This window comes from Silvania hatchlandensis (genome assembly GCF_025564065.1).
Taxonomy (GTDB): Bacteria; Pseudomonadota; Gammaproteobacteria; order Enterobacterales; family Enterobacteriaceae; genus Enterobacter; species Enterobacter hatchlandensis.
The window spans coordinates 186,195-207,460 of record NZ_JAMGZK010000048.1; the positions used below are offsets into that span (position 1 = coordinate 186,195).

General features: G+C 56.5%; 16 protein-coding genes and 2 rRNA genes. 6 read left to right on the forward strand and 12 right to left on the reverse strand.

Features of this window, described 5'->3' with window-relative positions; genetic code table 11:
• Positions 1-7 precede the first annotated feature (7 nt).
• The gene (locus M8014_RS12025) at positions 8-1,204 is read right to left on the reverse strand and encodes an L-talarate/galactarate dehydratase (protein WP_271282667.1); all 1,197 of its coding nucleotides are present in this window, start codon (positions 1,202-1,204) and stop codon (positions 8-10) included.
• 267 nt (positions 1,205-1,471) lie between these two features.
• On the opposite strand from M8014_RS12025, the gene M8014_RS12030 reads away from it, so the two are divergent.
• Positions 1,472-2,527 carry a LacI family DNA-binding transcriptional regulator gene (locus M8014_RS12030; protein WP_418939607.1) on the forward strand — a complete coding sequence of 352 codons (1,056 nt, stop codon included), beginning with the start codon at positions 1,472-1,474 and terminating at the stop codon, positions 2,525-2,527.
• Position 2,528: 1 nt separating this feature from the next.
• Here M8014_RS12030 and M8014_RS12035 read toward each other — a convergent pair whose 3' ends face one another.
• Complete coding sequence (locus tag M8014_RS12035) at positions 2,529-4,124, reverse strand: STY4199 family HEPN domain-containing protein (RefSeq protein ID WP_271282669.1); 1,596 nt, start codon at positions 4,122-4,124, stop codon at positions 2,529-2,531.
• Positions 4,125-4,272: 148 nt separating this feature from the next.
• Between M8014_RS12035 and M8014_RS12040 the strand changes: the two genes are divergently transcribed.
• Positions 4,273-4,809, forward strand: coding sequence for a GNAT family N-acetyltransferase (locus M8014_RS12040; RefSeq protein WP_271282670.1), 537 nt, complete (start codon positions 4,273-4,275; stop codon positions 4,807-4,809).
• Between the two features lie 31 nt (positions 4,810-4,840).
• On the opposite strand, the gene M8014_RS12045 is transcribed toward M8014_RS12040, so the two are convergent.
• On the reverse strand, positions 4,841-5,599 hold the full coding sequence (locus M8014_RS12045) for an SDR family NAD(P)-dependent oxidoreductase (RefSeq protein WP_271282671.1): 759 nt from the start codon (positions 5,597-5,599) through the stop codon (positions 4,841-4,843).
• A gap of 119 nt (positions 5,600-5,718) precedes the next feature.
• Between M8014_RS12045 and M8014_RS12050 the strand changes: the two genes are divergently transcribed.
• The 3 genes from M8014_RS12050 to M8014_RS12060 all read left to right on the forward strand — a co-directional run bounded on the left by M8014_RS12050 (position 5,719) and on the right by M8014_RS12060 (position 9,314).
• The gene (locus M8014_RS12050; protein WP_271282672.1) at positions 5,719-6,618 is read left to right on the forward strand and encodes a LysR family transcriptional regulator; all 900 of its coding nucleotides are present in this window, start codon (positions 5,719-5,721) and stop codon (positions 6,616-6,618) included.
• 44 nt (positions 6,619-6,662) lie between these two features.
• A complete protein-coding gene (gene yhjD, locus M8014_RS12055) occupies positions 6,663-7,718 on the forward strand; it encodes an inner membrane protein YhjD (RefSeq protein WP_272501399.1) in 1,056 nt (351 codons plus the stop codon).
• 273 nt (positions 7,719-7,991) lie between these two features.
• The gene (locus M8014_RS12060; RefSeq protein ID WP_271282674.1) at positions 7,992-9,314 is read left to right on the forward strand and encodes an MFS transporter; all 1,323 of its coding nucleotides are present in this window, start codon (positions 7,992-7,994) and stop codon (positions 9,312-9,314) included.
• A 47-nt stretch (positions 9,315-9,361) separates the two neighbouring features.
• On the opposite strand, the gene M8014_RS12065 is transcribed toward M8014_RS12060, so the two are convergent.
• The gene (locus tag M8014_RS12065; protein WP_271282675.1) at positions 9,362-11,404 is read right to left on the reverse strand and encodes an AsmA family protein; all 2,043 of its coding nucleotides are present in this window, start codon (positions 11,402-11,404) and stop codon (positions 9,362-9,364) included.
• Positions 11,405-11,522: 118 nt separating this feature from the next.
• Entirely contained in the window at positions 11,523-12,293 is a 771-nt protein-coding gene (gene pdeH / locus M8014_RS12070; RefSeq protein ID WP_271282676.1) for a cyclic-guanylate-specific phosphodiesterase, read from the reverse strand.
• A gap of 232 nt (positions 12,294-12,525) precedes the next feature.
• Here pdeH and kdgK point away from each other — a divergent pair, with 232 nt between their 5' ends.
• On the forward strand, positions 12,526-13,455 hold the full coding sequence (kdgK, locus tag M8014_RS12075) for a 2-dehydro-3-deoxygluconokinase (protein ID WP_271282677.1): 930 nt from the start codon (positions 12,526-12,528) through the stop codon (positions 13,453-13,455).
• 98 nt (positions 13,456-13,553) lie between these two features.
• On the opposite strand, the gene M8014_RS12080 is transcribed toward kdgK, so the two are convergent.
• The 7 genes from M8014_RS12080 to M8014_RS12110 form a co-directional block, all read right to left on the reverse strand.
• Positions 13,554-14,996, reverse strand: a complete 1,443-nt coding sequence (locus M8014_RS12080) for a M16 family metallopeptidase (protein ID WP_271282678.1) — start codon at positions 14,994-14,996, stop codon at positions 13,554-13,556.
• Positions 14,997-15,222: 226 nt separating this feature from the next.
• The gene (gene dctA / locus M8014_RS12085; RefSeq protein WP_271282679.1) at positions 15,223-16,509 is read right to left on the reverse strand and encodes a C4-dicarboxylate transporter DctC; all 1,287 of its coding nucleotides are present in this window, start codon (positions 16,507-16,509) and stop codon (positions 15,223-15,225) included.
• Between the two features lie 158 nt (positions 16,510-16,667).
• Positions 16,668-18,677, reverse strand: coding sequence for a biofilm formation regulator HmsP (gene hmsP / locus M8014_RS12090; protein ID WP_271282680.1), 2,010 nt, complete (start codon positions 18,675-18,677; stop codon positions 16,668-16,670).
• A 139-nt stretch (positions 18,678-18,816) separates the two neighbouring features.
• Positions 18,817-19,779, reverse strand: a complete 963-nt coding sequence (birA, locus tag M8014_RS12095) for a bifunctional biotin--[acetyl-CoA-carboxylase] ligase/biotin operon repressor BirA (RefSeq protein WP_271282681.1) — start codon at positions 19,777-19,779, stop codon at positions 18,817-18,819.
• A complete protein-coding gene (gene murB / locus M8014_RS12100) occupies positions 19,776-20,804 on the reverse strand; it encodes a UDP-N-acetylmuramate dehydrogenase (RefSeq protein WP_271282682.1) in 1,029 nt (342 codons plus the stop codon). Before murB ends, birA begins: the two co-directional genes overlap by 4 nt.
• Before the next feature lie 158 nt (positions 20,805-20,962).
• Positions 20,963-21,078, reverse strand: a 5S ribosomal RNA gene (gene rrf, locus M8014_RS12105).
• 95 nt (positions 21,079-21,173) lie between these two features.
• Positions 21,174-21,266: ribosomal RNA gene (locus M8014_RS12110) — 23S ribosomal RNA — on the reverse strand; the annotation flags it as partial.

Here is a 21,266-nt window from a genome sequence, read left to right on the forward strand (position 1 = left end):
AGGCGGATTACGGGCGTTTACCAAATTCACAGCTTAATTGGGTCCAGCGACGCGCCTGCTCGCTGAGGGTAAAGCCCAGCCCGTGACGATCGGAGATCCACATCCGTCCGTCGCGCAGCTCGAGTTGCTCGTTGAATAACGGGTTCAGCCACTCGAAATGCTCCAGCCACGGCTCCAGGGGATAAGCGGCAGATAAGTGCAGATGTACTTCCATCGCGAAGTGCGGGGCCAGCTTGCGTCCGTGTTTGGCGGCCAGATCCATGATTTTCAGAAACGGGGAGATGCCGCCCACGCGCGGGGCATCCGGCTGCACGTAGTCGCTGGCATTGCCGAGGATCAGCTGCTCATGCTCGCGGAAGCTGGTCAGCATTTCACCCGTTGCAATCGGGGTATCCAGCGCGGCGGCCAACTGTGCGTGGCCTTCCACGTCGTAGGCATCCAGCGGCTCTTCAATCCACACCAGATTGAATTGCTCCATTTTGCGTCCCATGCGAATGGCGGTCTCACGGTCCCACTGCTGGTTAGCATCCACCATCAGCGGGAAATCGTCGCCCAGCGCTTCGCGAACGGCAGTTAAGCGGCGAATATCTTCGGCACAGTTGGGCTGGCCGACTTTCAGCTTGATGCCACCAATCCCGTTCTCGCGGGAGATAACCACGTTTTTCAGCACCTGATCCAGTGGGGTATGCAGGAAGCCACCGGACGTGTTGTAGCACTGCACCGAGTCGCGGTGTGCGCCAAGCAGTTTGGCCAGCGGCAGACCCGCACGTTTGGCTTTCATGTCCCACAGCGCAATATCAATTGGCGAAATTGCCTGCACCGCCATCCCGCTGCGCCCAACAGAGGCACCCGCCCACAACAGCTTGGTGTAAATCTTTTCGATGTCGTTCGGATCTTCGCCCAGCAGATTGTCAGCAATCTCTTTGGCATGGGCGTAGATCCCCTGCCCGCCCGCGCGTTTTGAGTAGCTGAACCCCACCCCTTCAAAACCGTCGCGGCTGCGAATTTCGGCGACAATGATCGCCACTTCGGTTAACGGCTTCTGGCGGCCGGTCAGCACCTTGGCATCGCTGACCGGCACCGCCAGCGGAAGAAAGGCTAATGACAGTTTGACCCATTCAATACGGTCGCCGGTTTCGGCCGCCGTTTTTGCCTGGCCCGCTTTGGCGTAGGACACGGTTTCGGAATTTGCACTTAAAGACATTACGCTCTCCTGGTCATCAAAAAATGTTTGCGCTAACATTTCTATGCCCATTATCTTTTGAGCACCAGCAGGGTGTCTTTAATTTGAACAACCGATCACAATACCCACAATAAAGTCGCGAATATCTGGAAGCTGCATCGCAATCCAAAAGAATATGGGAATTTGCACAATGCAATATGATTGCGCTAACATTTGGTGTTACTCCCTTTTGTTAAGCGACTGATTTTGCGCTGGTAACGCGCGTGTCTGCTGGCAATGGTCTGGAGCATCATGAATAATGCGTTAACGCATCCCGCTATCATCACCAGGCTAACCACTGTGAAGAGTCCGAAACCGTCAAACGCCCCTACGCTGGAAGATGTCGCCCGCCATGCCGGACTGTCGCCGATGACGGTCAGCCGGGCGCTGAATAACCCGCAGGTTGTGCGCCCGAAAACGGTGGAGAAGGTGATGCAGGCCGTGCGCGCAACCGGGTATATTCCCAACGCGCTGGCAGGTGGGCTGGCATCCCGGCGTAGCAAGCTTATCGCCGTGGTGGTTCCGCAAATCAACAACAACATGTTTGTCGATACCATTCAGGCGCTGAGCGATGAGCTGGCGCTTCGCGGCTACCATATTCTGCTGAGCGTGACGGGCTACAGCGAACAGACCGAAGCCGATCTGGTGGCAACCCTGTTGTCACGCCGCCCGGATGGTGTGGTACTCACCGGTATTCATCACTCCGCTGAGATGAAAAAAATCATTTTCAACGCTGCCATTCCGGTTGTCGAAATCTGGGATCTGACCCCAACGCCGCTCGACATGCTGGTGGGTTTCTCGCATGAAAAAGTCGGCCAGGCCACGGCGGAGTACCTGTTGCAGGAGGGGTATCGTCGTCCCGGACTGCTGTGGACTCCGGATCGGCGCGCCGATCAGCGCAAGCACGGGCTGAGCGAGACGTTTAAACGTCAGGGCATCAGCCAGTTACCCCAGATTGATGTGCCTCTACCCGCGTCGCTGGCGCTGGGGCGCGAAGGGCTGACCCGGCTGTTAGCCGACGGCGAATTTGATGTTATTGTGTGTAGCTCCGATACCCTGGCGCAGGGGGCGATCATGGAAGCACAAAGCCGCGGATTAACTGTCCCGCAGGATATCGCGGTGATCGGCTTTGGCGATCTGGATTTTGCCGCCAGCAATCGCCCGGCGATCACCACCGTCAGCGTCGACAGGCGGGCAATCGGTCAACGCGCCGCGATGCTGCTGGCCGACCGGATCGAACATATCCCGCATGAAGACGCCATCATTGATATCGGCTTCCATCTGGTGAAACGGCAATCCGCCTGAGTCAGCGGATCACGTCATAAATCGTGGTCTGGATCGTCTGCCATTTTTGCGCGCTGGTATTCGGCTGAGCCTTCGCCCGCCGCGTCGCCTGATCCATCTCGCGGCGTTGACGCTCCACCACCGCCGGTACGGTACAGAACGCCCGTAAATATTCTTTACGCAGAGGGGTGAGCGCTTCGCCTGCGGACATGGCGTGGCTCAGGGTGGTAATAAACTGACGGCAGGGCTTCTCTTCGGTCATTTGCAGCCGATAGCGCATCAGCACATCCAGCACGGCGGCATTGCCCACGGCGAGCGAGTGCTCAGTCCAGGAGAGTTTCCAGTCCATCCCCGCTTTCAGAAACAGCAGCGTCACCCGGGTGTCGTTGCGATCGATTGCCGAGCGGAAGTTATTCTCATCCCAGGTGATGCCCATCTGGTCCAGCGTGCCACGGGATGTCGGGGCATCACGTATCTCTTCTGCCACCGTCGACACCGGCGTCGCGGCCGTTGCCGCCTGAGCGGGTTCACTGCCTTCGCTGACCAGCCACACGCCGCCGACCAGCATTGCTATCACCATCACCCCCACGGCACCCCACAGTCCGACGGAAATCAGATGATCGCGCTGCTCGGGCGTGCGATCGGGACGACGCCGTGGTTTATCGATAGTGTCGCGGACCTCAAAAATATCGTCCCCGCTGGCTTTGCGTTTTTTCCGCGCCGTCTCCCAGAAGGCGTGGACCTCGCTGACCCCTTCGGCCAGCAGTTCTGCCGGATTGACCCGTGTGCGGCCCTCTTCAAACGCGCGCTGAACGGGGCCTGCAATCTGCTGATAGTAATTCTCCAGCAGCAGGGTTTGCGCCGAGCTCAGGGGTTGCTGGGCGATAATCTTGTTGCGGATCACCCGGAGGTCATCAAGGAAGGTCTGAAGCGTTTTGCGCGGCTCCACCAGCAGCGTCAGCATCGACGGATCGTTAAACAGCGGGGCATACGAGCGGGAGAACTCTTTTTTATCCACCAGCATCAGGGCCAGCTCGCTGAACAGCATCCCACTGAGCACGTCGTTGCGTTCGCCCTGCCGCAGCCATCGGCGCACCTTATCGGCACTGAATAGCGTTTTCAGGTGATTGTTAAGCCGTACCGGGTCAGGCCATGCCTGAATAATGAGCCCTTTGATCATCATTTCCAGCGCCCGCACCTGCTTTTGTGCCTGCTGCTGCTGGGCCTGGTCGCTGTCACTCAGTTCCGTGCTATAGGTCAGCAGCGGCTGCTGCAAGCGCAGATGCTCAAGGGAAGTCACAAAGCGCGTAGCGGCGATCAGTTGGTTATCACTCACCTCCTGCCCACTCTCATACTGCGGCACCCGCTGCTGCAGTAGCCGGAGCTGCAGAGTGAACTGGGATAGTTGCGCGTCATTCAGGTTGAGGCGCTTCGCTACCGCTGCCCATCCCCCCAGACCCAGCCGGGCAGTATCGAGCTGTTCGAGGAACCAGCGGGGATCTTTGCCTTCGGCAACGTGCACTTTTAACAGGAGCAATATCTCTACTGAGGCCTGACGGATTATGCCCAGACAGCGTTCAAACTGTTCTCGAATCTGGTGCGATTGGCTGAGGATCATCATTTTCCTTTAAATGCTGCGCCAGCGTATTAAGAGGCGGTCTGATAACCGCTTTTTCTTTAAGTTATATTGGGTTAAACATACCTGAGAACAGGTACTATTACAGTGACAATGTTAATATCATTTACAAAAGCTTCCGGAGGATTGCATGCCTGTTTTGCACACCCCGCGCTTAACCTGCTCCCCGCTGCAGGCAGCCGACTGGCCCTTTTTCCTGGCCCTGCAGCAGCACCCTGAGGTGATGCGCTATGTGGCAGAAGCTCGCCCGGAGGAGGCTATTCGCGAGGCCTTCACGCCCCGGCTGGCCGGCTGGACGCCGGGCAGCGCCCACTGGCTGTGCCTGGTGGTGCGCGACAGCGCTCTCCAGACGCCACTCGGGGTGACGGGATATATTCATCGAGAAGCTGATTGCGCCGAAGTGGGATTTTTATTCGCCCCGCAGGCGCAGGGAAAAGGTTACGGTCTGGAATCCCTGCGTGCGGTATGTGATTACGCTTTCACACAGGGCGGTATCCGCCGCTTAACCGCCACGGTCACGGCGGGGAATGTGGCTTCGCGACGGCTGCTGGAAAAGGCGGGATTTATTCTGGAAGGGGAACTGCGCGAAAGCTACTGGCTGGCAGGCCAATGGCATAATGACTGGCTGTTTGGCCTGCTGAAAAAAGAGTACTCCCCAGCGCAATAGCGTACCGCGGGGATCCCTCCCCGGTACGTTTTTACAGGAACATTCCCCCGGACACTTCGATCCGCTGGGCATTCATCCACCCCAGCTCGTCGCTTAACAGCGCCGCGATCGCATCGCCAATATCGTCCGGCAACCCGACGCGTCCCAGCGCGGTCTGGGCGGCAATGTGCTGGTTAATCTCCGCGTTATCGCGCACCCGCCCGCCGCCAAAATCCGTCTCAATGGCGCCAGGGGCAATAATATTGGCGGTTATTCCGCGTGCCCCCAGCTCTTTCGCCTGGTAGCGCGTGAGCACTTCCATCGCCCCTTTCATCGACGCATAGGTGCTGGATCCCGGCTGGGCAAAGCGTGCCAACCCGGAGGAGACATTCAGGATCCGCCCACCGTTGTTGATCAGCGGTAACAGGTGCTGGGTCAGGAAGAACGGGCCTTTAAAGTGGATGTTCAGCATCTCGTCGAACTGCGCTTCGGTGGTCTCGGCAAAGGGGGTGTATAAACCAACGCCAGCGTTGTTCAATAAATAATCGAAGGTGTCACGTTGCCACAGGGTGCGGAGTTTCTCACCCGTCTGGGCTACAAAATCGTCAAAGCCTGCAACATCGCCGACATTCAGCTGTATTGCCGCTGCCTTTACCCCTTTTTGTTCAATTTCACGCACGACATCCAGAGCCTCCTGCTGGCTGCGGTTCCAGGTCAGGATGATACCGACGCCCTTCGCGGCAAGCTTCAGTGCCGCGTTTTTACCGAGCCCGCGGCTGCCGCCTGTCACTAATGCGATACGTTCAGTCATAAGAAACCTCATTTTGGCTGTTGTGATGATTGAGAAAGAGCTTATTAGGTGATAGAAAATCAATAAATATGCTAAATCGCACTTCACTGTTTCACTGACAACAACAATGAGCGCACCCTATGGATAAAATTAACGCAATGCAGCTGTTTATACGCGTCGCGGAACTGGAGAGTTTTTCCCGCGCGGCGGACTCGATGGGCCTTCCTAAAGGTAGCGTATCGCGCCAGATTCAGGCCCTGGAAAACGGGCTGGGCGCGCAGTTGCTGCATCGGACGACGCGCCGCGTCAGCCTGACGCAGGACGGAATGGTCTACTACGAGCGGGCCAAAGATCTGCTCGCTAACCTCGATGAACTGGATGGTCTTTTTTTGCACGACCCTGCAAGCGTCAGCGGTCGGCTGCGGGTGGATATGCCAGCTGGCGTTGCGCGACATTTGGTCATCCCGCGACTGCCGCAGTTTTTACAGCAGTACCCCGGCATTGAGCTGGAGCTGAGCAGCAGCGATCATCTGGTGGATGTGATCCGCGAAGGGTTTGACTGCGTGGTGCGCGTCGGCACGCTGAAAGATTCCGGTTTGATCGCCCGTCCGCTCGGTAAGCTGTCGGTGATTAACTGCGCCAGCCCCGATTATCTGACACGTTTTGGCTATCCCGACGGGCTGGATGATTTGGCCTCCCATGCGGTGGTGCATTACACCACCCACCTCGGTACCCGCCCACAGGGCTTTGAGTATTACGACGGCGAGACCAGCCACTGGGTCAAAACCGGCGGCATCCTGACGGTGAACAGCACCGAAACTTACCACGCCTCGGCCATTGCCGGACTGGGGATTATTCAGGTGCCACGCGTGGGTGTGCGCGATTCCCTGCGCGCCAAAAAGCTGCAGGAAATCCTGCCGCAATACCGCGCCAGGCCGATGCCGGTGTCGCTGATTTATCCCCATCGTCGCAACCTCTCCCGCCGGGTGCATCTGTTTATGGCGTGGCTTACGGAGATCATGAAAACCTACGTGGACTGAGGCAGGCTATAATTTCAAAGACCTCCCGCTTATCAACAAGGAAAATGCGCGTGACGCCGGAAAACAACCAGCAACGTCCGACTCAGGAACTGGACTACGAGCCAATTAAGAAACTGGACACTCAACCGCTGCAGAAGGAGGCGGATACCGGGGCCAACATTACCCACGTGCGTAAAACGGGCAGCCTGCTGGACAAGGCGAAGGACGTCGTCCAGCTGATTCAGCAGCGGCCGATAATTGCCCACCTGCTGCGCGCCACCGAGCGTTTTAACGATAGGCTGGGCAATCAGTTTGGTGCCGCGATCACCTACTTCTCGTTTTTATCGATGATCCCAATCCTGATGCTCTCGTTTGCCGCAGCGGGTTTTATTCTGGTCTCGCACCCGACGCTGCTGCAGGACATCTTCAATAAAATACTGCAAAACGTCAGCGACCCGACGCTGGCCACCACCCTGAAAAGTACCATCAGCACTGCCGTCCAGCAGCGCACCACGGTGGGTATCGTCGGGCTGCTGGTGGCGCTCTACTCCGGCATTAACTGGATGGGCAACCTGCGCGAAGCGATCCGCGCTCAGTCACGCGACGTCTGGGAGCGCACGGCGCAGGATGAGGAGAAAATCTGGACCAAATATCTGCGCGATTTTATCTCGCTGATTGGTCTGCTGGTGGCGCTGATCATCACCCTCTCCATTACCTCTGCGGCAGGCTCGGCTCAGCAGATGATCATCTCTGCCCTGTACCTCGATACCATCGAGTGGCTGAAGCCGGTCTGGTCTCTGGTGGGGCTGAGTATCTCGATTCTGGCCAACTACCTGCTGTTTTTCTGGATTTTCTGGCGCCTGCCTCGCCATCGCCCGCGCCGTAAGGCATTAATCCGTGGCACATTCATCGCCGCTATTGGTTTTGAGATTATCAAAATCGTGATGACCTATACCCTGCCTTCGCTGGTGACCTCCCCATCCGGCGCGGCTTTCGGTTCAGTGCTGGGGCTGTTGGCCTTCTTCTATTTCTTCGCGCGGCTTACGCTGTTCTGTGCGGCGTGGATCGCCACCGCCCAGTACCCGGATGACCGTCGGATGCCGGGAAAAACCCACCGCTAAACCTGCTCTTCGGGCTGGAGTGAAATGCAAAATTTCAGCCCGATTCCTCATTTCAGCATATAAATCCAGCCCTTAACTTTTATTTAACCGAAAACCAGTTTTATTCACTAAGTTTTAATTTCTGTGAAGCATTTCATGGATGTGATTTTCCTGGTCTGAAAATTATTCGCTTTTTGCGCTTTTTTTCGCCTTCCGCTGCGTTTGTTACAGATTGAAATGTCGCTTTTGCTGTGCGTAATATGGCCTTTCGTTCGCCAAATATAAGAAAAGTTTATGCAAGCAACCGCCACAACACTCAATTCACAGCAGGAAGACGTCCCGGTAAATTCGCGCAATAAAGTCGTCGTTGCATCGCTGATTGGCACCGCCATCGAGTTCTTCGACTTCTATATTTACGCCACCGCTGCGGTTATCGTGTTCCCGCATATTTTCTTCCCGCAGGGCGACCCGACGGCGGCGACGCTGCAGTCGCTGGCGACTTTCGCCATCGCCTTTATCGCCCGTCCTATTGGCTCTGCCGTTTTCGGCCACTTTGGCGATCGCGTGGGCCGCAAAGTGACGCTGGTTGCTTCCCTGCTGACGATGGGGATCTCGACTGTTGCCATCGGTCTGCTGCCAACCTATGAAACCATCGGTATTCTGGCTCCGCTGCTGCTGGCGCTGGCGCGTTTTGGTCAGGGTCTGGGGCTGGGCGGTGAATGGGGTGGTGCGGCGCTGCTGGCCACCGAAAACGCCCCGCCGCGCAAGCGTGCGCTGTATGGCTCCTTCCCGCAGCTGGGCGCACCGATTGGCTTCTTCTTTGCCAACGGCACCTTCCTGCTGCTCTCCTGGCTGTTGACTGACGAGCAGTTCATGACCTGGGGCTGGCGTATTCCGTTTATCTTCTCGGCGGTGCTGGTGCTGATCGGCCTGTACGTTCGCGTTTCGCTGCATGAATCGCCGGTCTTCGCCAAAGTGGCCGCGGCGAAAAAGCAGGTAAAAATCCCGCTCGGCACGCTGCTGACCAAACACCTTCGCATGACCGTGCTGGGCACCTTCATCATGCTGGCGACCTACACGCTGTTCTACATCATGACCGTCTACTCCATGACGTTCAGCACTGCGCCAGCACCGGTTGGCCTGGGCCTGCCGCGAAATGAAGTTCTGTGGATGCTGATGATGGCGGTGATCGGGTTCGGTGTGATGGTGCCGATTGCCGGGCTGCTGGCCGACCGTTTTGGCCGCCGCTCCAGCATGATCGTCATCACTTCGCTGATCATTCTGTTTGCGCTGTTCGTCTTCCCACCGCTGCTGGGTTCCGGTAATCCGGCGATGGTAATGGCGTATCTGCTAATTGGTCTGAGTCTGATGGGGCTGACGTTTGGCCCGATGGGCGCGCTGCTGCCTGAGCTGTTCCCGACCGAGGTGCGTTATACCGGAGCATCGTTCTCCTACAACGTCTCTTCTATCCTGGGTGCTTCTGTTGCGCCGTACATTGCGGCCTGGCTGCAGACTAACTACGGTCTGGCCTATGTCGGGTTCTACCTGGCGGCCATGGCGACGCTAACGCTGATTGCGCTGTTGCTGACCCACGAAACCCGTCATCAGTCGTTGTAAATTAAAACGCCCGGCAGCCAACGCGCTGCCGGGCGTTTATCCCCTTCCTATTTCTTCATCTGCGCCAGAATCACCTGACACTGATTGGCCTGCCCCTCGGACGGGGAGATCAGCGCCAACAGGGCCGCCGCTGGCGTCACCAACGTAGCGAGCGCTGCCGCAACCGCACCGCGCGCAATCAGTGGTCCTGCCTTCACACCCGCCTGTGGGTTCTTGAATGAACCACGAACGTACAGCGGCGAGCGCAGCGTCACGATGCGGATCCCTTTGCTTTCCGGGTTAATGGTCAGATCCAGCTGTTCCGAGGCCATGCTGGCGCTACCGGTGATATTGATCACCGCATTTTCGGTATCAAAGGCAAAGATTTGCGGACGGGCGACGCCATTGACCAGATCGATGTTGGCCGCCGCGCAATTGACCCGCACCTCGTCATCACCAAAGATCTGCCCTATCAGGAAGTTACCCACGTTAAGGCCGAGGATCTCCATCAGGTTGCGGCTCACCAGCCCGTCGTTCATCAGCAGCTTCAGGTTGCCGTTGCCGTTGCCCAGCAGCGCCGCAACCGAATTGCCCGTCCCGCGAATTGTCGCGTCACCGTTCATCTCCCCGAGCGTTTTCTGCATCAGTTCGACATCGGGCATCAGCTCCTTGAGTTTCAGCCGCCGCGCCTGAATGTCGGCCCGACCCTGCATCGGCTTTTTATCCCCTTCCAGGCGAATGTTCGAGGTGATGGTGCCCCCGGCCATGCCGAATTTCAGCGGCTTGAGCTGCAGGTCGGCCTTTTTCAGAATGATATGGGTCGAGAGGTCGCTGAGCGGTAAGCTGCTGCCATGCTCAATGCGACGCCCTTTAAAGCGCACGTCCGCATCCATCACATCCCATTTATCGGTTTCGAAGCGGTCGTTAGGCAGCACTTTGCCCGAGGGCTGAACGTCCTTGCGCACCTCTTTGGTTTTGGTGCCTTTGCCGGAATCCACGCCAATTAATGGCCCTAAGTCGGCCAGCCGCAGCTGGCGTGACTCCACGTCGCCCTCAAGTTTCGGCCGGGGTTTGCCGGTGGTGTAGGTCAACGAGCCATGCACATCGCTGTCGCCGATGCGGCCATTGAAGTCGCGGTAATCAAAGACCGAGGATTTCTCACTGTCGATTTTCGCCACCAGATGGCCGTCAGTTTCGAACGGCGGGGTATCCGGAAGCAGCACGCCGGTCAGATCGTACAGCTCGCCCAGCGAATCCCCGGAGAATTTAAGCCGCAGATCGACGCCGCCCATCTTCATTGGATCGTTCACCGTACCTACAAACGCCACCCGGGTGTTACCGGAACGGAAATCAGCCTGCACCGGGAACGGCGTACCTTCGCTGCGCAGCGCCAGCACGCCGCCGATTTTGCCGCTGCCGCTCAGGGGCTGCTGGTTGTAACGCCCCTGTGCCTTCAGGCCAAAGACGTAATCGCCCACCTTCCCTTTCTCATCTTTGCCCTTCGCCCCGGAGACTTCGCTGAAGGGCAGCGGTTTGCCCAGCGGATCGACGAAGATCTCCATCTCGGTTTTGCTGATCGCATCATCAATGGCGACCCGGCCTCGATCGAAAATAATATTGTCGAGCCGGAACGACCACGCCGAAGGCTGCGCGGCGGCCTCTTTGTCGTCGCTGCTGGGGAGATCAAAGGTCCAGTTATTGCTTTTTTCCGACACCCGGATCAGGCGCGCGTCCGGCTGCTGGAGTTTGATCCACGGCAGATAGACGGTTTTGGTCAGCAAGGCGAGCGGTGCGAGGGTGGCTTCTACGCGCGGCAGATGCACCATGGTGATCTCAGGAATATCGGGTGGATTGCCGAGGATAACATCGTTGGCATGCACGTGCGGCCAGGGGATCCAGCTGCGCCAGCCGGTTTCACCGTGCTGTCGCTCCCACACCACGCCAAGATCGCCGCGAATGGCGAAAGGACGGTTTAATTCAGTCGAGACTTTCTGGTTGATGGTCGGTTTGAGGCGGTTCCAGTCAAATGTCGCGATTACAACAATAGCCACCACAATCAACAACAAGAAGATCCCCCCGGTCCAGGTGATAATCTTCGCTGTTTTAGTCATTCCATACTCTACCTGTTTTACCTTGCCAGTCATGAATATAGTTCAGACAGGGAAAAAGGGGCGGCAGCGTCCGGTAATAACGCGTTAGTCACGCGCTATTATGGGAAGCTGCCGGGGCTTACAGAGTGATGATAACGCTGTCGAGCGTCTCCATGGGGACCGGACGGGAGAGGAAATAGCCCTGCGCCGCAGCGGCAGGTGAGTTTTGTACGTCGCGCCACTCTTCCAGCGTCTCAACGCCTTCGACAATGACGCCCTGGCAGTAGCGGTTCATCAGCTGCAGCAGCAGCGTGAACAGGTTCCGCCCTTCCGGGGTCTGGCGCAGCATGATGAACAGATCGCGTGCCACTTTGATGTAGTCGTAGCGCACTTCGCTCAGGGCGGAGAAGTTCGCCATGCCGGTGCCAAAATCATCCAGCCACAGGGGGCCAAATTCACACATGGTGGCAAACGAGGAGTCCTGCGGCAGACGGACGTGCTCCACCAGCTCAAAACGCAGCCACGGCAGCTGTTCGGTCATTTTTTGCAGGCCTTCATCCTGGCGCATCGCCAGCAGGGTGGGACCATCGACGTTCACCGACGCGAGGATCCCGCTGGTTTTGAAAAAGTCCTGTTTGGCTCCCAGCATAATGAGCTGCTCTTCCAGCACGTCCAGACGCTGACGCACCGGGATTTGAGCAAAATAGCGATCCGGCGCGATCCGCTGACCGGGGTTTGACGGGTGGGTCACAACGGTCAGGATCTCAATCGCCATCAGGCTACCGTCAGTGCGGTAAATGGGCTGGTAAGTATAAGCACGCTCACATTGCAGCCAGTAGCGATGCTCCTGCAAGTTCTCAACACTTGCTTCCGGGATGCTGAGCAGCTGGATGTCCTGCTTTAACTTCATTTCAGATATCCTGTTGAATGGGGAATGACCTGTCGGGACGCATCAATGGGTTATCGGCGTATGGCAAGAGAACTTTATGTCGGGTTGCAGGTGAAAATGAAATTCTGATGACAGAAAAAAAAGCGGAACATGCTCCAGTTCAAATAAATAATGGAACGTCGTTTTAATATTGTTGACCCCACCCACCTGCCAGCGCAAAATAATCGCAATCAAACTCTTCAGGTTCTCGACGATGTCCAGAAAAATTGCCGTGATCGGCGAATGCATGATCGAACTGTCCCAAAAAGGCGCAGAAGTTAGCCGCGGTTTTGGTGGCGATACGTTAAACACCTCGGTGTACATTGCCCGTCAGGTCGACGCTGACGCGCTGGCGGTCAACTACGTGACGGCGCTGGGCACGGACAATTTCAGCCAGCAGATGCTTGACGCATGGCAGAGCGAGAATGTAGATACCTCGCTGACCCAGCGCATGGAAAACCGTCTGCCAGGGCTCTATTACATTGAGACCGACAGCACCGGCGAGCGCACGTTCTACTACTGGCGCAACGAAGCTGCCGCCAAATTCTGGCTCGAGAGCGACAGCGCTGCGCAGATTTGTGAAGCGCTGGCGAACTTCGATTATCTCTATCTGAGCGGCATCAGCCTGGCGATCCTTAGCCAGAGTAGCCGTGAAAAACTGCTGTCTCTGCTGCGTGAATGCCGCGCTAACGGCGGCAAAGTGATTTTCGATAACAACTACCGTCCGCGCCTGTGGGCCAGCCGTGAAGAGACGCAGCAGGTTTATACCCAGATGCTGCAGTACACCGATATCGCCTTCTTAACGCTCGATGATGAAGATGCCCTGTGGGGCGAGAAGCCAGTCGACGAGGTAATTGCCCGTACTCATGCGGCTGGCGTGGCGGAAGTGGTGATTAAGCGTGGCGCAGACTCGTGCCTGGTGTCCGTTACGGGTGAAGCCGTAGTCGACGTTCCGGCGGTGAAGCTGGCGAAAGAAAAAGTGATTGATACTACCGCGGCCGGGGATTCCTTCAGCGCCGGGTATCTGGCGGTACGTCTGACGGGCGGCACGCCAGAAGCGGCAGCACAGCGTGGCCACCTGACGGCCAGCACGGTGATTCAGTATCGCGGGGCAATTATCCCACGTGACGCGATGCCGAGGTAAAAGCAAAACGGCAACCCTGAGGTTGCCGTTTTTTGTGTTTGTACCCTCTCCCTGTGGGAGAGGCCAGGGTGAGGGCATCAGACCGCACCCACCTCGCTTTACGGTGCTGCCGCAGGCTGTGCCGGCGCCATAATGCTATCCCACGTTTCCTGTAGATCCTTCATGTTGTACTCCGGCTCACCTTTTGGCTGCAGCAGGACCAGCGACATATCCTGAGAAAGCTGCTGACGCAGATCCTGACTCAGCATCTCCACCGTCAGGCTGTTAAGGAAGTCCTGACGCAACTTCTGATACTGCTCCGGGGCGATATCTACCACCTGGTTTTGCAGCGAGCGGATCCGCTGGCTGATCAGGACATCGGTATCGGTGCGGGCATAGGTGGTAAACAGTTTTTGCAGCTCGAGGTTTTTCTGCGCCACCAGCGCGTTGAACTCCTCTTCTGACAGCCCGTTCTCACGCACTTTCGCCAGTTCTTTCGCCACCACTGCCATATTGGCATTCAACTTGTCGCCCGGCGACTCCACATTGATGGCGCACTGGGCGCGCTGGAACAGCACCCGGCAATCGAAGCCAAGACCGATATCTTTAGCGTTACTCTTGCTCAGGGTTTGCTGAACGTGCCAGAACAGCGCTTCACGGGCTAAGTCAGCGCGCCAGTAGCGCAGCAGAGCGGCAGACTCGCGAATTGGCTGCCACGGGCTGTCCCACATGATTGAGAGCCGATCCTGACGCACGGATTCGGTCATGATGCTGACCGGCTCGGCGCGCAGCGGCGATAAAGTGGGTACCGGTGCCGGGGTGGCGCGTTTGCCTTTTAGCTCGCCGAAGGTTTTGCTGATTTGCTCAATCACCGCGCGACTGTCCACGTTACCCACCACAATCAGGGTCATGGCATCGGGGGTGTACCACGTCTGGTAGAACGATTTAACCTGTTCAATATCGACCGGCTGCTTCAGCGGCTCTGCCGGATCGTGTCCCAGCAGCGCAGAGCCTTTCAGGCGATAGCGCCACCAGCCATCTTTGGTATCCGCAGGCCAGGTCGCGACCATGTCGCTGTTGCTCAGCGCGTAGTTCACCGTTTCCTGCGTAATGGAGACGTTACCGGCCGTATCCGACAGCCAGGTCAGCGCCTCTTTCAGCAGGTCATTACGGTTGTTCGGCAGACTGAGGTTAAACATGGTGTAGTCATAGGAGACAACCGCTGGCGGCAGCGGGCGTTTTGGATCGATGCCCTGTTGCCACAATGAACGCGCCTGCACAGCCTGCAGACTGCCGCTTTGGGTCAGCGCCAGACGCGGCAGGAAATGGCTGAAACCGCTTTGCTGGGTACTCTCGGTCAGGGAACCGGTATTCAGAGAAAGGCGGATTTCAATGCGATCGCTGGGGCGCTGTGGCGTGGCTAAAACCTGCCACTGAAAACCGTTCGCCAGTGTTCCCTGTTGCCAGGCCGGGTCCGGCTGGAGCGCGTCAGCCTGCACGTAACTGGCTGCTGCCATCATCAGCAAACCGCCGGTTAAGAGTCGAATTTTTGTGCCCTGCATGTGAACCCCTGATCAACGTTCCTGGTTACAAAGAGTGCCACACGCCCTGTCGCACTCTAAATATGATGTTCAAAACATTCCGATTAGACCGCGCGTTAAGTGAAACGTCACGGCAAGAAGTGAAATTTACCTGAAATAAATCATATCGAATTATGACAAGTATACAGAGGTCATTATGCGCAGGAGCCCGCACCCCGACAAGGGAATGCGGGCCAGAGAGAAGATTTTAGGAGGACAATCCATGTGTTTTGCCGTCTGGCGCACGATTATTCAGCGTATCGTCGAGTTTTTTGTGGTCCAGCTCCTTCACCCACTTCGCCACCACCACCGTCGCCACGCCGTTGCCCACCAGGTTGGTCAGCGCACGGGCTTCAGACATAAAGCGGTCGATACCGAGGATTAGCGCCAGCCCGGCGACCGGCAAATGGCCCACCGCCGAGATGGTGGCCGCCAGCACGATAAAGCCGCTGCCCGTCACCCCCGCCGCCCCTTTAGAGGAGAGCAACAGCACCACCAGCAAGGTGATCTGATGGAAGATATCCATGTGGCTGTTGGTGGCCTGGGCGATAAACACCGCCGCCATCGTCAGATAAATAGAGGTGCCGTCCAGGTTAAACGAATACCCGGTCGGAATGACCAGCCCCACCACTGATTTTCGGCAGCCCAGTTTTTCCATCTTATCGAGCATGCGCGGCAGCGCCGATTCGGATGATGACGTGCCCAACACAATCAAGAGCTCTTCGCGGATGTAGCGGATAAATTTGAAGATATTAAAGCCCGCCGCGCGCGCGATACCGCCCAGCACCACCACCACAAACAGAATACAGGTGATGTAGAAACAGATGATTAGCTGACCCAACTGCACCAGCGACCCAACGCCGTATTTGCCGATGGTGAACGCCATCGCACCAAAGGCACCAATCGGTGCCAGACGCATAATCATGTTGATGATGCCGAAGATCACCTGCGAGAAGCTTTCAATGACGTTGAAAATCAGCTGGCCTTTGCTGCCGAGCCGATGCAGGGCAAAGCCAAACAGCACGGCGAACAGCAGCACCTGCAGAATGTTGCCGCTGGCGAAGGCGCCAATGACGCTACCGGGGATCACATCCAGCAGGAAGGCGACCACGCCCTGGTCTTTTGCCTGATCGGCATAAACCGCGACGGCTTTGGCATCCAGGGTGGACGGGTCAACGTTCATGCCCGCGCCAGGCTGGACCACGTTGACAATTACCAGGCCAATAATCAGGGCGATAGTACTGACCACTTCGAAATAGAGCAGCGCGACCGCACCCGTGCGGCCAACAGCTTTCATGCTTTCCATGCCTGCGATACCGGTCACTACGGTGCAGAAAATAACCGGTGCGATCACCATCTTAATCAGCTTAACGAAGGCATCGCCAAGCGGTTTCATTTGGGCGCCAAATTCAGGGTAGTAATGACCCAGCAGAATACCAATAGCGATGGCGGTCAGTACCTGAAAGTAGAGACTTTTGAAGAGAGAGGTTTTCATACGATGTCCTTGGGAAGAATAGCCGCAGGATTTGTAGGGGTAAAAATCACCTGCGGCCTTAAAATAGCACCCATAAATCAGGACAGATAGAATCGCGATCTCATTTTGAAACGGAAATGTTAAGAATTTTGAGCTGACTCGTACAAGCCAGCAACATTTCAGCCGTTATCCTGATGGCTATCGGGATGAAGATAACGTCTCTCAAACAGATCAACCGGCACGGCTTTGGCAAACAGATAACCCTGACCATATTCGACCCCGGACGCGGTCAGCCAGTCGCGCTGCGCTTCGTTTTCAATGCCTTCGGCAATGATCCCCAGCTTCAGACTGTGTGCCATCTGGATAATCGCCTGCACCATGCTGCTGTCTTCAGGTAGCCCATCGACAAACATCTTATCGATTTTCAGCACGTCTACCGGCAGAGCTTTCATATGCTGCAGCTGGCGCAGCCCGGCATAACCCATGCCGAAATCGTCCAGCGCAATGCGTAGCCCGGCATTACGCAGCGGACGTAAAATGGTCACCGCCTCGTTTGGATCGTCAATACGACGGCTCTCGGTCACTTCAAGGAACAGCGTGTCCGGTCGGATCCGGTAGCGATGAATCAGCTCGAGCAGCTCTGTAACCATGGTCGGATGCATCAGCTGCAGCGCCGACAGGTTCACCGACAGGGGCATCATGATCCCCCGCGACTGCCAGGCGGACAGTAGACGGCAGGACTCTTCCAGCACCCAGTGACCCACTGCAACAATCAAGCCGCAGCTTTCAATGCGCTCAATCAGCCCTTCAGGAAGTTCCCAGCTGCCGTCGGCCTGGCGCATACGCAGCAGTGCTTCGGCACTTTTCACCTGACCGGTGCTCAGCTCGACCTGTGGCTGGAGCCAGATGGCAAAGTCATTACGGTCCAGCGCCAGCAGAATATCGTTCTCTTCCGACAGCCGCTGCTGCGCTTTTTCCATCTGCTCAGGGTCGAAGAACTCAATTTGGTTCTTACCCTTATGGCGGGCGGTAAAGGCCGCAGAGAATGCCCGACGATAAAGCTGTTCTGCCGTCAGTTTGCCGTGGTACATGGCAATCCCAATGCTGGCGCTTGGCCGCAGCTGGATCCCCTGAACCGGTAGCCGCTCATTAATAACAGTGAGTACTTGCTGACCTAGCGTAATAGCGTGCCATGGCTCTGTCACACCGTTGGCGATAATCACAAAGTCATAGCCCGACACCTGGGTCAACACCATACGCGGCGCGATCGCCGATTTGAGCTTTTCGACCAGCGTCAGCAGCAACACCTCGCGCTGACTCTCTTTCAGCACGCCCGCGGTATCCTGCAACGTTTCACAGGCGACCACGATCAGCGCCAGGGACTGCTGGCGCTTGATCGCCTGCTCCAGCAGTACCATCAGCAACGCTTTGTTAGGCAGGTCAGAGACCGGGAAACGGGTTGCGTTGTGGCTAAGTTCTTCATGCTGGCGCAGGATCCGCTGCTGATTGAGATTGTAGCTACGCACCAGCATACCGATTTCGTCATCATGATGCAGACGACGCGGCAGGGCGAGCTGATGCCCTACCTGCTGCTGCGGTGAGAGCGCATCCAGCTCACGGGCAATGCGGCGCAGCGGATGGACAATCAGGCGGTTAATACACCAGGTCAGCGCGACGGTGAGCATCAACGTGAGCAATAAGTAAGTGGTCACCAACGTGGAGACCCAACTGAGCACGAACTTGTACATCCGCCAGGAGTCGGACTGCAGGACCAGGTACGCCAGCGGTTGCGGATTAACCGGCCGTTGGAGGGAATACACCGGCAGCGAGATTTGTACCGGCAGTTCAAACAGGCGCTTCACCATCACCGGCACCGGGCGCTCGGGAATAAAATTCATCCGCAGCGCCTGGAACTGATTCGGCAGGACGACATCCGCCTGGCTGACGATGCCGCCTGGCTGAATGCTTTTAATAATGGATTCTGCCTGAGGAATATCCCCTTTCAAAATGGCGGCAGAAAGGGGTTCACGTATGGAGCGAGCGATGCTTTCAAGCTGCGTAGCCGTGTTATAGCGATTCTGCTGGATAGCATGAAACAGCAGAATGACGCAAAAAACGAAAACAAACACCATAGTGACGGCTGTAACCATCGCCATTTGTTTGATAGTTAAAGAACGGCTGACGCGCAAAATGACTCTCCAGAAGGGCGAAACGCAGGGTAATCAACTGTCACCCCGCTGCTTTCAGATTATACCCCATCGCAAACTGTTTCAGAGAGGGTAACTCATTGTTTAGGGATTATTCTGGTTACCCCTTCGGTGCCAGAACTTATTCGGCACTGCGCAGCGAAATTTCCCCGCCTACCCACGGTTTTATCACCCCGTCCTGCTCCAGTAACAGCGCCCCCTGAGCATCAATACCGCGCGACGTGCCGTAGATCTCTTTATCGCCAATAATCAGTTTCACCGGGCGATGAACAAAGTTATCCAGCTTTTCCCAGCGCGCAAGGAACGGCGTTAATCCGTCCTGCTCGAAAGTTTGCAGGGCGTCGCGCAACTCTTTAATGATACGCACCGCGAGAACATTACGATCGATAGTGATCCCAGCTTCCTGCAGGTTGATCCAGCCCTGATTGATGACATCCGCCTGCACGTTGCGCATGACGAGGTTGATCCCCGCGCCGATCACGATCTGCGCTGCATCGCCGGTTTTACCCGTCAGTTCCACCAGGATGCCCGCCAGTTTACGATCGTTGAGATAGAGATCGTTTGGCCACTTCACGCGCACTTTTTCCGCACCGAGTGATTGCAGCACTTCTGCCAGCACAATACCAATCACCAGGCTGAGGCCTATTGCAGCTGCGGGGCCTTGCTCAAGTCGCCAGTACATGGACAGATACAGGTTAGCACCAAAAGGTGAAAACCATTTGCGTCCACGTCGACCCCGCCCGGCCTGCTGGTACTCCGCCACGCAGCTGTCACCGGACTGCAACTCATTGAGCCTGTCGAGCAGATACTGGTTGGTAGAATCAATCACCGGCAACACGACAACATTATTGTCGGTGATCTGACTGCGGATCATGGCTTCATTCAGCAGCTGGACAGGTTCCGGCAGGCTGTAACCTTTGCCCGGCACGGTAAAGACGTCTACTCCCCAGTCACGCAAGGTCTGAATATGTTTATTAATAGCCGCGCGGCTCATACCCAGCCGCTCACCAAGTTGCTCACCAGAATGAAAATCGCCATCCGACAGGATAGAGATCAGCGTCAGGGGAATAGTATTGTCCTTCACGCGATAGCCTCCACAGCGTTCACTTCGCCACGACAGCCGATAAAGCGCACTTCGGGCTCGAGCCAGACGTTAAACGTCTCGCCGACACGCAGTCGAACCTGATGCGCCAGCTGCACGACGTCGTGGCTGGTAGCGTTATTTTCGTTGATCAGTACCAGCGCCTGCTGACGATGGACTGCGGCACCGCCGTAGGTGGTACCCTTGAGCTGGCATTGATCGATCAACCAGCCCGCGGCCAGTTTGACGCTGCCATCGGCCTGCGGATAGTGCGGCGCATGCGGCCATTGTGCGAGCAAGGCTTGCGCAGTTTCTGCCGTGACGACCGGGTTTTTGAAGAAGCTCCCCGCATTGCCGTTCACTTTAGGATCGGGAAGTTTGCTCATCCGCATTTGGCAGACTGCGGCAAAAATCTCTTGCGCAGTCACTGTCGCGGGATCCAGACGGGTCAAATCACCGTAGGAGAGAACCGGCTGCCAGTTCTTGGTCAGGCGCAGGCCCACCGCAACAATGACAAATTTATCCTGATAATCATGCTTGAACACGCTGTCGCGATAGCCAAACTGACACTCTTCGGCGCTCAAACGTACCGCCTGGCCGGTTGCCAGTTCGATACAATCAACGTATTCGCAAACATGCTTAAGCTCGATGCCATAAGCACCGATATTTTGTATCGGGGATGATCCCGCACAGCCCGGGATCAGCGCCAGGTTTTCCAGCCCGGGCATCCCGTTTTCGAGGGTAAATTGCACCAGGCTATGCCAGTTTTCACCTGCACCCACGTGCAAATGCCAGCCATCCTCCGCCTCCTGCACCGCGATCCCGCGAATGCGATTGACGATCACCGTTCCGGCAAAATCATCCAGAAAGAGAACGTTACTTCCCTCGCCCAGAATGAGAACGGGCTGTTGGTTTTGTGTGGCGTGATTCCATGCAGCCAGCAGCTGCCGGGCATCGTCAGCTCGTACGATCTGATGGGCATTTCGGTCAATGCCGAAGGTATTCCAGGGCTTAAGGGAGTGATTCATAGACGCTATCCAGATGCAAAAACCGGGATAGTTTACCGTATATGTCAGGCATTAGGGGATATCTTTGTCGAACGGGGACGCTACATGCAGCAACGTTTCCCGAAGACAAAAACGCAAAAAGCCCTGTACGTCAGTACAGGGCTTCTTACTTGTTTGATGCCTGGCAGTTCCCTACTCTCGCATGGGGAGACCCCACACTACCATCGGCGCTACGGCGTTTCACTTCTGAGTTCGGCATGGGGTCAGGTGGGACCACCGCGCTACAGCCGCCAGGCAAATTCTGTTTATCAACACGTCTTCTGACCTGTCGATTAATCTGTTATCAAGCTGAAAACCTGTCTCTTCACGCCAAAACAGCTTCGGCGTTGTAAGGTTAAGCCTCACGGTTCATTAGTATCGGTTAGCTCAACGTATCGCTACGCTTACACACCCGACCTATCAACGTCGTCGTCTTCAACGTTC